This is a genomic window from Enterococcus sp. DIV0703 (genome assembly GCF_051711065.1).
Taxonomy (GTDB): domain Bacteria; phylum Bacillota; class Bacilli; order Lactobacillales; family Enterococcaceae; genus Enterococcus_B; species Enterococcus_B hirae.
Map to the genome: position 1 here is coordinate 1,258,414 of NZ_JBIOLX010000001.1, position 13,343 is coordinate 1,271,756.

General features: G+C 36.5%; 11 protein-coding genes and 1 other annotated feature. Of the genes, 10 read left to right on the top strand and 1 reads right to left on the bottom strand.

Annotated features, from left to right (window positions below):
- Window positions 1-55 precede the first annotated feature (55 nt).
- The 3 genes from IGK81_RS05735 to pheT all read left to right on the top strand — a co-directional run bounded on the left by IGK81_RS05735 (window position 56) and on the right by pheT (window position 4,161).
- A complete protein-coding gene (locus IGK81_RS05735) occupies window positions 56-397 on the top strand; it encodes a winged helix-turn-helix transcriptional regulator (protein WP_010719304.1) in 342 nt (113 codons plus the stop codon).
- Window positions 398-439: 42 nt separating this feature from the next.
- Window positions 440-643 (top strand) — a binding site (T-box leader).
- 48 nt (window positions 644-691) lie between these two features.
- Window positions 692-1,735 carry a phenylalanine--tRNA ligase subunit alpha gene (gene pheS / locus IGK81_RS05740; protein ID WP_034699979.1) on the top strand — a complete coding sequence of 348 codons (1,044 nt, stop codon included), beginning with the start codon at window positions 692-694 and terminating at the stop codon, window positions 1,733-1,735.
- Between the two features lie 5 nt (window positions 1,736-1,740).
- Window positions 1,741-4,161: a phenylalanine--tRNA ligase subunit beta gene (pheT, locus tag IGK81_RS05745; RefSeq protein WP_034699982.1), complete on the top strand. Its 2,421-nt coding sequence runs from the start codon at window positions 1,741-1,743 to the stop codon at window positions 4,159-4,161.
- A 62-nt stretch (window positions 4,162-4,223) separates the two neighbouring features.
- On the opposite strand, the gene trpS is transcribed toward pheT, so the two are convergent.
- A complete protein-coding gene (gene trpS, locus IGK81_RS05750) occupies window positions 4,224-5,234 on the bottom strand; it encodes a tryptophan--tRNA ligase (protein WP_034699984.1) in 1,011 nt (336 codons plus the stop codon).
- A 250-nt stretch (window positions 5,235-5,484) separates the two neighbouring features.
- Here trpS and IGK81_RS05755 point away from each other — a divergent pair, with 250 nt between their 5' ends.
- From IGK81_RS05755 to IGK81_RS05785, 7 genes are all read left to right on the top strand, one after another.
- Window positions 5,485-6,222, top strand: coding sequence for an amino acid ABC transporter ATP-binding protein (locus IGK81_RS05755; protein WP_010719300.1), 738 nt, complete (start codon window positions 5,485-5,487; stop codon window positions 6,220-6,222).
- A 13-nt stretch (window positions 6,223-6,235) separates the two neighbouring features.
- Window positions 6,236-7,051 carry a transporter substrate-binding domain-containing protein gene (locus IGK81_RS05760; RefSeq protein WP_034699986.1) on the top strand — a complete coding sequence of 272 codons (816 nt, stop codon included), beginning with the start codon at window positions 6,236-6,238 and terminating at the stop codon, window positions 7,049-7,051.
- 12 nt (window positions 7,052-7,063) lie between these two features.
- The gene (locus IGK81_RS05765; protein WP_010719298.1) at window positions 7,064-7,711 is read left to right on the top strand and encodes an amino acid ABC transporter permease; all 648 of its coding nucleotides are present in this window, start codon (window positions 7,064-7,066) and stop codon (window positions 7,709-7,711) included.
- Between the two features lie 15 nt (window positions 7,712-7,726).
- Window positions 7,727-8,383: an amino acid ABC transporter permease gene (locus IGK81_RS05770; protein WP_010719297.1), complete on the top strand. Its 657-nt coding sequence runs from the start codon at window positions 7,727-7,729 to the stop codon at window positions 8,381-8,383.
- 299 nt (window positions 8,384-8,682) lie between these two features.
- Window positions 8,683-8,892, top strand: a complete 210-nt coding sequence (locus tag IGK81_RS05775; RefSeq protein WP_010737487.1) for a hypothetical protein — start codon at window positions 8,683-8,685, stop codon at window positions 8,890-8,892.
- A 513-nt stretch (window positions 8,893-9,405) separates the two neighbouring features.
- Window positions 9,406-10,260 (top strand): hypothetical protein, encoded by an 855-nt coding sequence (locus tag IGK81_RS05780; protein WP_034699990.1) that lies wholly within the window; start codon window positions 9,406-9,408, stop codon window positions 10,258-10,260.
- Between the two features lie 355 nt (window positions 10,261-10,615).
- The gene (locus IGK81_RS05785; protein ID WP_438757690.1) at window positions 10,616-13,333 is read left to right on the top strand and encodes a hypothetical protein; all 2,718 of its coding nucleotides are present in this window, start codon (window positions 10,616-10,618) and stop codon (window positions 13,331-13,333) included.
- Window positions 13,334-13,343: the final 10 nt, after the last annotated feature.

Consider the following 13,343-nt stretch of genomic DNA (forward strand, 5'->3'; position numbering starts at 1 on the left):
TAGGACTTACACTTTGTAAGTAATATGCTATACTCTTAGCAAAGAGGTGAGTAAAATGGAGCTAACACAGACAGAGTTCACTTTATGTCCTAAATTTGAAAAGACCTTTTCGATTTTAGGTAAAAAATGGAATGGGCTGATTATTGATGTATTGCTTGAAAATGGTCCGCAACGCTTTGTTGATCTCGCAGCTAAAATACCTATGGTGAGTGATCGGGTTTTAGTTGAACGATTAAAAGAACTTGAAAAAGAAAAAATCATCGCCAGAAACTTCTCATGTAAAGAGTCCAGCCGTTCAGAATATATGTTAACTGAAAAAGGAGCGGATCTTCAAAAGGCCATTGTTCAGTTACAGGTTTGGAGTGAAAAATGGGTGACAGAAGAAGAATGCAGTTGATTTTGGAAGTGAAATCTTGTAAACTGGCATTAGATGAATAGCTAAAGAACGTTGACGAAAAAGAGTAGTTTGGCTAAACCAGTCCAGGGAGATCTGTCATAGACTGTAAGCAGATCCTGAGTTTGAAAAATGAAGTTCACTTTCTGAGTTCGTCTGATTTATTCAGACCGGCAAATGTCGTTAAAAAAGTAAGTGTACGGTTTTGACCGTAAATTAGGATGGTAACGCGAAGACCTCGTTCCTTTGTAGGAATGAGGTCTTTTTTGTATTTGAATTTGAAGGAGGAAATAGGGAATGTCTCTACAAGCCCAATTAGAAAGCTTGAAAGAAGCCACAATCGTTAAAATAGCGACAGCACACGATTTAAAAGAATTAAATCAAATTCGTGTAGAAACTTTAGGAAAAAAAGGACCAATCACCGAAGTTTTACGGGGAATGAAGGATCTAAGTCCTGAAGAACGTCCGAAAGTTGGTAGTTTTGCCAATGAGATTCGTGATCTGTTGACAGCAGAAATTGAACGTAAAAAGCAAGCGTTAGAAGAGGCGGCACTTGCAACAGCTTTAAGCAAAGAAACAATTGATGTGACCTTGCCAGGACGTCAAGTCAAACAAGGAAACCGCCACATCTTGACACAAATCATGGAAGAAATCGAAGACATCTTTGTCGGAATGGGCTACCAAATTGTTGAAGGGTATGAGGTGGAGTCTGATCATTATAATTTTGAGCGAATGAACTTACCAAAAGACCACCCAGCTCGTGATATGCAAGATACTTTTTATATTTCAGAAGAGATCTTGATTCGTACGCATACCTCACCAGTACAAGCACGTACGATGGAAAAACATGACTTTTCAAAAGGTGCACTTCGAATGATCTCACCTGGGAAAGTATTCCGTCGTGATACAGATGATGCTACTCATAGTCACCAATTCCATCAAATCGAAGGATTAGTGATCGATGAAAATATTACGATGGGTGACTTAAAAGGCACTTTAGAAGTCGTAATGAAAAAGATGTTTGGTGAAGAACGTGAGATTCGACTACGTCCTAGTTATTTCCCATTTACTGAACCTTCTGTTGAAGTGGATGTCAGCTGTTTCAAATGTGGTGGCGCTGGCTGTAATGTCTGCAAGCACACCGGTTGGATTGAAATCTTAGGAGCTGGGATGGTTCATCCAAATGTATTGAAAATGTCAGGTATCGATCCGGAAAAATACTCTGGTTTTGCTTTTGGCCTTGGCCCAGATCGAGTAGCAATGCTACGTTACGGTGTCAATGATATTCGTAATTTCTATCAAAATGACTTGCGTTTCTTAAGTCAGTTCAAAGGGGAGTAAAAAGCATGTTAGTTTCTTATAAATGGTTAAATAAATATCTTGATTTGTCAGCAGTTACGCCAAAAGAACTATCTGATAAAATGTCAGTGACTGGGATCGAAGTGGAAGGAATCACGGTTCCTGAAGAAGGCTTAAAAAAAATCGTAGTCGGCGAAGTCAAGGAATGCGTACCACATCCTGATTCCGATCATTTATCGATTTGCCAAGTGGATATCGGTGAAGAAGAACTTTCACAGATCGTTTGTGGCGCACCTAACGTGAAGGCAGGGATCAAAGTCATCGTTGCTTTACCTAATTCACGGATCGCAGGGAATGTAAAAATCAAAAAAGGGAAAATGCGTGGTCAAGTTTCTAATGGGATGATTTGTGCCTTACAAGAAATTGGCTATCCAGATAGTGTTGTTCCCAAAGAATATGCTGAAGGAATCTACTATCTTCCACAAGAGGCAGTCAACGGAGAGCCCGTCTTTTCTTATTTAGACATGGACGATTCAATTATCGAGTTATCGATTACACCGAATCGCGCAGATGCTTTATCTATGCGAGGAGTAGCATATGAAGTGGGGGCGATTTATCGTCAAACACCTCATTTTGCAGAGGAAGAATTAGTAGAAGCAGCACGTCCGGCAAAAGACAAAATCAAGGTGACAGTCGAAGATCCAGAAGCTGTGCCTGCTTATCAAATTCGAATCATTGAGGGCGTAAAAATCCAATCTAGTCCACAATGGTTACAAAATATCTTGATGAATGAAGGGATTCGACCAATCAACAACGTAGTAGATATCACAAACTACATCTTACTGTTGTTTGGACAACCATTACATGCGTTTGATTATGATCGGCTAGGATCACAAGAAATCGTCGTCCGTCAGGCAAAAGCAACAGAAAAAATCGTTACGTTAGATGGCGAAACACGTGAGTTAACACCCGAAAATCTCGTGATCACTAATGGAGAACAACCAGTCGCTTTAGCTGGTGTGATGGGCGGCTTGGATTCTGAAATCACTGAGACAACGACTACGGTTGCTCTAGAAGCAGCTTTGTTTGATCCGATTTCGATCCGTCGAACAGCGAAACAATTCAATTTAAGAAGTGAATCTTCTGCTCGTTTTGAAAAAGGAATCAATCAAGCAACAGTTGCTGAAGCATGTGACGTTGCTGCTGCAATGATCGTTTCGTTAGCAGGCGGTGAGGTTCTTCAAGGTGCGGTTGCTGGTTCGACTTATCAAGTAGAAGACGTAACAGTAACGATCACCCTCTCACGAATCAATCATTATCTAGGAACTGACTTAACAGTGAAGGAAGTAAATGAGATTTTTGAAGCACTTGGCTTTGGCTATCAAAGTGAAGGGGAAACGTTCACCGTTACTGTTCCTCCTCGTCGCTGGGATATCAAGATTGAAGCGGATATTATTGAAGAAGTCGCTCGTATCTATGGTTATGATCGCTTGCCTTCCACATTACCAAGTGGAGAGACTGTTGCAGGAAGTTTGACCCAAGAGCAAGCAACAACGCGCAAGATCCGTACATTACTTGAAGACAGTGGTTTACATGAAGCCATCAGCTATGCTTTGACAACGGAAGAAAAATCTCGTCAATTTACAATCAAAGATTCCTTAGTTACACGTCTTGATTGGCCAATGAGCGAAGACCGTTCTGTCTTACGAATGAACTTGATCAGTGGGTTACTGGATAATGTGAACTATAACGTAGCTAGAAAAAATAGTGATGTCGCTTTTTATGAAGTTGGAAGAGTCTTCTATCAAGAAAACGATCCATTGACTCATTTGCCGCAGGAAGTGAAACATGTTGCTCTTGCATTGACAGGTACTTGGCAGGATAAAAGTTGGCAAACTCAAGCAGAAGTAGTTGACTTCTATACGATCAAAGGTCTTTTAGAAAACTTGTTTGAACAATTAGGAATAGCAACAGAAATTTCTTATCAAGCGACTGATAGTTTGAAAGACATGCATCCAGGAAGAACAGCGGAAATCTATTTAGGTGAAACAGTGATTGGATTTGTTGGACAGGTTCATCCGAATACAGCTAAAGAATACGATGTTCCAGAAACCTATGTTGCAGAATTTGACTTGAGCTCAGTGATCGAAGCTGCTCAAAAAGGGATGACTTTCCATGCGGTGACAAAATTCCCTTCCGTTTCTCGGGACATTGCGATGTTAGTTGCAGAAACAGTAACCAATCAAGAAATCGTAACGGTTATCCAGTCTGCTGCAGGTAAGTTCTTAACAGACATCCAATTGTTTGATGTGTATCAAGGGAAAAATATCGAGGAAGGACATAAGTCAATGGCTTACAGTCTGACATTCGAGAATCCTGAAGCAACGATGACAGATGAAGAAATTAACCGATCAATGACTAAGATCGAAAAAGCACTAAGTGAAACAGTTGGTGCAAATATTCGTTAAACTGTAAAAAAAGACGCCCTCACAAAGAATGAGGACGTCTTTTTTATTCATTAACAAGCCAATCAGTTAAAATAATTGATTCCCATTGCAGTTTTGACTTCTGCTAGAGTTTGAGCAGCGACTTTCGCGGCTGCTTCACTACCGTCTCTTAGGATCGCCATCACAGCGGCTGGATCTTTCGCTAATTCTTCTCTTCTAGCACGAATTGGAGCAAACTCTTCTTCCAAAACATCAATCAAATAGCGTTTGATTTTCACATCACCTAGACCACCACGACGATAATGAGATTTCATTTCTTCAATCGCGTTTTTGTCTTTTCCAAACACATCAAGATAAGTGAACACCATATTGCCTTCGACTTGACCTGGATCTTCCACGTGGATGTGATTTGGGTCTGTGTACATACTCATTACTTTTTTCTTGACCACATCAGCAGGATCAGAAATATAGATGCCATTACCCAATGACTTGCTCATTTTTCCATTCCCATCGATGCCAGGCAAACGGCCCATTCCTTTTGGTGGGAAAACGCCTTTTGGTTCCACTAAGACGTCGCCATACGTGTGGTTGAAACTTTGAACTATTTCTTGCGTTTGTTCAAGCATTGGTTTTTGATCTTCACCAACAGGAACTAAATTCGCTTTGAAAGCTGTGATATCAGCAGCTTGCGATACAGGATAAATAAAGAATCCAGTTGGGACACCTTCACCAAATTTTTTCTGTTCGATTTCTGTTTTAACTGTAGGATTACGACGGACACGCCCGACGCTGACTAGGTTTAAATAGTACATAGTCAATTCAGCTAATTCTGGTATTTGCGATTGGATAAAAAGCGTTGATTTCGTAGGATCTAATCCAACAGCTAAATAGTCTAAAGCAACTTCAAGTACATTTGAAGAAACCTTCTCAGGATTTTTAGCGTTATCGGTTAGAGCTTGCATATCTGCAATCATTATAAAAAGTTGATTGTTTTCATCTTTTTGCATTTCTACCCGTGTTTTGAGTGATCCTACATAATGCCCTAAATGTAACTTGCCAGTCGGGCGATCACCTGTTAGAATAATATTTTTCAAAAAAAACACCTCTTTACGATTTGTAAGACTAAGCACTTAATATCTTACCGTTTTTTGGAGGAAGAAACAACCGTTCTAAATCAAAAGACGAACAAAATGCAGAAAAATAGCAGATGTAAGAAGCAAAGGAGAAAAATAACGAAAGAAAGTTTCAAAGAAACTTTACAAAATACGTAAGTTTCAGATATAATATGTTCTATTATATATCTTTAAATGTTTTCTTACTAAATAATAATGGGAGTGTAATGATATGGCAATGATTAAATTTGATAACGTGGAAAAATACTACGGCAAATTCCATGCTTTGAAAAACATAAACCTCGAGTTTGAGAAAGGGGAAGTCGTCGTTGTCATTGGTCCTTCAGGTTCAGGTAAAAGTACAATGTTACGATGTATCAATGGATTAGAAACGATCTCTTCTGGAAGATTGTTAATCAATGATATCGACCTTCAGGACAAAAAAACAAAATTGACCGAAGTCAGAAAAAATGTTGGAATGGTTTTTCAGCATTTTAATCTATATCCTAATAAAACCGTTTTAGAAAACATTACACTTGCACCGATTAAAGTATTAAAGCAAGATCAAGCAAGTGCAGTGAAAAACGCGGAAAAATTCTTAGAAAAAGTCAACATGCTCGACAAAAAAGATTCTTATCCATCTATGTTATCTGGAGGACAACAACAGCGTGTGGCAATTGCCAGAGGTTTGGCGATGAATCCGGAAATGCTGTTATTTGACGAGCCTACATCTGCTTTAGATCCGGAAATGATCGGGGATGTACTTGATGTGATGAAAAAATTAGCTCGTGATGGGATGTCAATGATCGTCGTGACCCATGAAATGGGATTTGCAAAAGAAGTAGCAGATCGGGTTATTTTCATGGCGGATGGCCAAGTATTAGAAGATAGCCGCAATGTAAAAGACTTCTTTGAGAACCCTAAAGAACCTCGGGCACAACAATTTATTAGTAAAGTAATCAATCATTGATAGGAGGAATAAAATGCGTAAGAAAACAATGATTCGTTTGCTTTTCCTTTTGGGTCTGGTCTTTTTGATATTAGCAGGCTGCAAAGGAAAAAGTGTCGCTGAAGAAAATATTCTGGAACGAAGTAAGCAAAACAACACCATAACGTGGGGTGTAAAATACGATACTCGCTTATTTGGGATGATGGATATCAAAAGTAGTACGGTTCAAGGATTTGATATCGATATCGCTAAAGCGATTACGCAAGAGATTCTTGGAAAAGATGGGAAAGCAGAATTTGTGGAAGTTACCTCTAAAACACGGATTCCTCTATTAAAAAATGGAAATATTGATGCGATTATTGCGACAATGACCATTACAGATGAACGAAAAAAGCAAGTTGATTTTTCTGATGTTTATTTTGATGCCGGACAATCTTTATTAGTCAAAAAAGGAAGCCCGATTAAAAGCGTAGATGACTTAAATGCTGAAACAACTGTGCTCGCAGTCAAAGGATCAACTTCTGCAGTAAATATCCGAGAACATGCTCCAGACGCAAAAATTCTTGAACTAGAAAACTATGCCGAAGCGTTTACTGCTTTACAATCAGGACAAGGAGATGCTATGACGACCGATAATGCCATTTTGTTGGGAATGGCTGACGAGAACCCTGACTATACTTTAGCAGGTGGGACGTTTACCAATGAACCTTATGGAATTGCGATCAATAAAGGACAAACAGAATTTTTGGATGCCGTAAATCAAGCGTTAAAAGAACTCATTGCTAACGGCATATATGATCAGATTTACCAAAAATGGTTCCCAGATACCACCCAAGGAAAAGTGAATTAAGGAGGGGAAAGAATGGCTGAGTTGCTGCAAACATATGGATCAACCTTCTTAGAAGGGTTTAAAATCACTATCTATTCAAGTGTGTTAGCTTTATTATTTAGTTTGATTATTGGAACACTGATGGCAATTTTTCAATTGTCAACGAACAAAGTGATCAGTGGACTAGCTAAAGCGTACGTGGAATTTTTTCGAAATATCCCGTTGTTGATTATTGTGATGTTCTTTTATGTCGTCCTTCCGATCTATTGGATTAGTTTTGACGGCTTTCAAGCAGGGACGATCGGTTTGACGATCTATACTTCGGCATTTATTGCAGAAACCGTTCGTTCAGGGATTCAAACAGTGCCAAAAGGGCAAACAGAAGCGGGTTTATCAGCTGGTTTGACCTATGCGCAAACGATGCGGTTTATTATTTTGCCGCAGGCTTTCAAGATTGTCGTACCACCATTAGGAAACCAATTCATTAATCTAGTCAAAAATTCATCGATTTTAGCTATCGTTGCTGGGTTAGATTTAATGTACCAAGGGGACTTAATTGCCAGTGAAACTTTCAACACTTTTGATACCTATATCATCGTGGGTCTTTTTTACTTAGTAATTACATTACCTTTGTCTTACTTGATGACATATTTAGAGAAAAAATGGGCAGTTCGTTCATAGGAAGGGGAGAACAAAATGGATTTTAGTGGTGCTTTTTCATGGATGAATATCCGCTTCTTATTAGAAGGATTAAAAGTGACTGTGGAGGTTTCATTATTTTCAATCATCTTTAGTTTTTTGATTGGCGGGATTTGTGGTGTGGTTCGTTTTGCTAATATACCTTATTTTTCAAAAATACTAGGAATACTAATTGATATTATCAGAAATCTTCCATTGCTATTGATCATTTTCTTTACGTATTTTGCCTTACCACAAATCGGTATCCAAATGAATATTTTTTGGTCAGCCGTAGCAGCATTGACGATTTTTGAATCGGCTATGTTATCAGAAATTTTTCGAGCAGGGTTGAATGCCGTTCCTAAAGGACAAATGGAGGCTGGTCTTTCCACAGGATTGTCTTATGTAGAAACGATGAGAATCGTCGTTTTACCCCAAGCATTTAAATCAATGATCCCAGCAATCGTGAGTCAGCTGATTTCATTGATCAAGGATACATCATTAGCAGTGATCATTTCCTTACCTGAATTGACTCACCAAGCACGAATTGTTTACGGCCAAAATACCAATTATGTATTGCCAATGTTTGTGGCAATGACATTGATGTATTTTGCTGTCTGCTATGCTTTATCCTTACTTTCTTCCTATTTAGAAAAAAGAAAGTACAGCTATTAGTCAAAAACTTAGCATGCTCGTTGTTCAATGAAAATTGTTCAGCGAGTATTTTTATTTGATTCGTCAATGTAAAACTTAGATCGTTTTTCTCTTCAACGATATTGTGAGAGAAAGTAGTCGTAGACAAAGATCAGCTTAAAAACATAGCTTACAGTTTTGTTCGTTCAGGTCATTTAAAAATATGGACTGTCTTGACAGTAGGAAGTATACTAAGTGTCGTTAGGTAAACGTATTGAAATGAGAGGATGCCTAACAGAGTTTGTGGTAACTATAATGGATAGAGAAAGAGATGTTGTTAGATGGAAGAGATTATAAATGCTTTTCAAGCAAACCCGATATTTTCTACGGGATGTATTATTTTTATCATAGGTGTGTTAATTTTTTGTTTTGGAAGAAAATTATTTTTCGTTCGTTGGCTATTGGGAGATACCAGTATGTTCGGACAACTATTTTGGGGACTGATTTTATCAGGTATCGGACTAGCAATCATTGTCTATTATCGAATGTAATTGACTAATTGTATACGAATGATCCATTGCTTGCGACAAACAGGAAATGGTAAAAAGAAAGAAGTTTCTGTAAGATTTTCTAGAAATATAGTACATTTTTTGTGTAAGGGTTCGTTAATTTAGGAAAATGTCAAAAATGAATGAACAAATTGGTCGGTTAGAAAACCAGCTGTTCCCAACGACTGCTCAGGCAAAAAAGGGGAGCTCGCGTGAAGTAGAAGTACGACGTTCTAGTGGTCGATAGATCATTCAATCAACGATTTGTGACAAACAGAAGTGGCTAAATTAAGAATCTTCAATTTTAATCTAGTATAGGCAGTCATCATCCATTCTCTATAAGTGGGTGATGACTGCTTTTTGACAGAATGGTTATCGGATAGTAACTTGAAAAACAACATGTTTAGTGATATCAGATGCCAAAAAATTCTTTCTGCAGAAATAAAAGTTACTTAGATACTCCTTTTTTCTGATAGTTTAACAAGGTAGTATATAACTTTTAAAGGAGAGAATAACATGCCAAATGATAAACAAAAAATAGCAGTAATACGGACAGGAAGTCAATATGCTATTGCTCTTCAACTAATCAAGGATCATAAGCTTGTGAGGGGAGAAGCTAATAGTTCGGAAAAGTTAGCAACTTTAGGTAAAATTCTTTCTAACTATAAGAGAGATTCTGCAGAAGGGATTATCTTTTATCTTCCGCTTCTTCCAGAAGAGAAAAAACTGTTACGACAAAGGAACATCCAAATGAATAGTGATGATAGAATAGTAGTGGATGATAAAAATAAAACCTTTTATATTAACTACCTTAATCAAAGGTATGATTTAAGCAAAGAAGCAGTTTTGTCGAAAGAAACAAAACATGCACTAATTCAAGACCTTGATAAATTCTATTTCGATTCTTTGGACCTTAATAGGTTTACTTCCTTTATTTATGATTTAGATGTGATCGCTAGAAGAGATGTTCAGACACTCTTAAAGAAGCAAACGCCCAAGATAGAAAAATCAATAAAAAAGGCTAGAGAAGATATGGCGGTTGATCAAGTGAAAGAAAGATTTAAGATGAACAGACACTATACTGAAATTCCTCCAACACTAATGGTGAAATTTCAAGACGAGTTGAAAAAATCTGAATACATAAGTAAAAAGAGGCAAAAAATAGAAATTGAGAAATTAAAAAATGAATATAAGTCTCCAAGTAAACCAAATGAAAGACAAGAATATTTCAAGATGAGTGTAAGAGAATTTTTTGAAAAAGGAAGCTCAGAACAAAGAAGTCTTACGAAAAAAAGAATTGAGCAATTAAAAACATCTGTACTACCAAAGTCACAGGCATATCTAAACAAAAAGGATCAATTTCAAAGATAGTGATCAATAAACTCTAAAAATAATTACATAATAAATGAGTGTGGGATATTGATCTGATTAATATCCCACTTTTTATGGCTAAATTAAAACTGGGATTAAAAAATCAATGAAATATTATGAAAGGAATTGTTATGTATAGGAATACTAAAATATAATTTCATGATGCATAATTCTTTGAAAATACTATTCTTGACCTTGTATTCTCAGAAATTAAAAGTAATAACCTAGAATTTTAATCAATTAAATGGTATTAAATTGCATAATTTTCTTTTCTTGGAAATAAAAGTTTTCTTATGTATTCTTTTTTCTGATAAATTGATGAAGCAGTACATAAAATTTTAAAGGAGAGAATAACATGCCAAACATGGAACAGAAAAAAGAAACAAATCAAAAAATTGCAAATAATGAAAGCAAACGACCTCGAAATACTTTCTATAATCATGCTACTATAGCTTTTCAACTAATCGAAGAGTGTAAACTTGAGGAGGGTGAACCTGTTAGTTCGGAAACATTAGCAGCAATAGGTGAATTTCTTTCTGAACTTAAAGATGATGTAGCAGAAGGGGTCATCCAACGACTTCCACTTCATCCAGATGAGAGCAAACTCATACAACCAAACAACCGAATAGAGACCCAAAATACAATAGAAGTAACTAGCCAAAATAAAAATTTTTATATTGACTACCTTAAGACAAGGCATAAGATTCACTCAGATACACGTTTGCCGAAGGAAACAAAAGATGCACTAATTGGAGACCTTAATAAATTTAAGTTTAATCCCTTGACTCCTGATACGTGTATAGCATTTATTCATGATCTAAAAATAATCGCTGAACAGGACGCTAAGGAACTTATAGGAAATCAAACGTCAAGAGTGGAAAAATTAATTGAAGAAAGAAAAGAAAATGAAGCGGTTAAGCAAGCGATAGCACGTTTTATGAAGGATAGACACTTTACTAAACTTAACCCAACCATATTGGAGCTATTCATAGATGAGTTGGAGGATAGACCAATAATAAGCCGAGAGAGGCGAGAAAAAGAAATTGAGAAGTTTAAGAGTGAATATAACTATGATGAAAAAGAATATTTTAAGGTAAAAGCAACAGATCAAGTTTCATTAAGTGAAAGACTAAATAATTCAGATTTAAAACCAAAAACTCTACTAAATCAAAATGTACAACAAAAGACTCCACCACCGATTCCACCAAAACCAAAAGTATCTGTTCAAAGTAATTCAATAAATGCTACGGCACAGGATAAGCTAGTATCCATGTTGGCTGAATCAACAAAAAGACATTATCAACTTTCAAAGAATCAACCGACAGCTCCAGAAAAACTACATACAATAGCAAATGAAGTGGTGAATTTAGACCTTAATATAGACCAGAAACAAGAGCTTATAAGTACGCTTCCTATGTCAAAAGCAGATAGAGACAAACTTCGGAATATATTCCAAAGTAATGCAATAAATGATAAGGCAGTATCCCTGATGATTAAAACAATAAAAAACGATTATCAACTTTCAAAGAGTCAATTTACAGCTCCAAAGGTTTTACATGAAATAGCCGTTACCATTGAGAATAGTGTACTTGATCAAAATTATATGAAAAAAGTTCCTGAAGCTCTTGGCATGAGAAGAGAAGATGAAAAAACACTTCGAGATATGATCAGCGAAAGCCTGAAACAGCAACCCAATAAATTACAAGAAAATAAGACAGACACTAAAATAAATGGGAAGACTATAGATCAAGTACAGACTGAAAACATGATATTGTTATGTGAGGCAATGGACACAGCATTGGGACTTAAAGCGAACAAAAAGGTAGACCCAGAAATGCTATCTATGATGGCCGAATTTATTGTTAACAGTAGCCTTGATAAAGTCTCTCAACGCAATGTAGTTGATGTGATTTTTATTACTAAAGAAGATAAAAAGGACCTTATCAAAATAATGAAAGAAAAAACAGCGTTGCTGAACAGGGCACACGGAACTTCACAAGAACCAGCTAAAACAAACCTAAACTCAACAAATCAAGTTTCATTGAGTGAAAGACTAAATAATTCAGATTTAAAACCAGAAACTCTACTAAACCAAAATGTACAACAAAAGACTCCACCACCGATTCCACCAAAACCAAAAGTATCTGTTCAAAGTAATTCAATAAATGCTACGGCACAGGATAAGCTAGTATCCATGTTGGCTGAATCAGCAAAAAGACATTATCAACTTTCAAAGAATCAACCAACAGCTCCAGAAAAACTACATACAATAGCAAATGAAGTGGTGAATTTAGACCTTAATATAGACCAGAAGCAAGAGCTTATAAGTACGCTTCCTATGTCAAAAGCAGATAGAGACAAACTTCGGAATATATTCCAAAGTAATGCAATAAATGATAAGGCAGTATCCCTGCTGATTAAAATAATAAAAAGCGATTATCAACTTTCAAAGAGTCAATTTACAGCTCCAAAGGTTTTACATGAAATAGCCATTACCATTGAGAATAGTGTACTTGATCAAAATTATATGAAAAAAGTTCCTGAAGCTCTTGGCATGAGAAGAGAAGATGAAAAAACACTTCGAGATATGATCAGCGAAAGCCTGAAACAGCAACCCAAAAAATTACAAGAAAATAAGACAGACACTAAAATAAATGGGAAGACTATAGATCAAGTACAGAATGAAAACATGATATTGTTATGTGAGGCAATGGACACAGCATTGGGACTTAAAGCGAACAAAAAGGTAGACCCAGAAATGCTATTTATGATGGCCGAATTTATTGTTAACAGTAGCCTTGATAAAGTCTCTCAACGCAATTTAGTTGAGGAGATTTTGATTACTAAAGAAGATAAAAATAACCTTATAAAAATAATGAAAGAAAAAACAGCGTTGCTGAACAGGGCGCACGGAACTTCACAAGAACCAGCTAAAACAAACCTAAACTCAACAAATCAAGTTTCATTGAGTGGAAGACTAAATAATTCAGATTTAAAACCAAAAACTCTACCAAACCAAAATGTACAACAAAATGATCATTTACCTAAAAAGTCAGATGGATTTAGTCGATGAACAATAATTG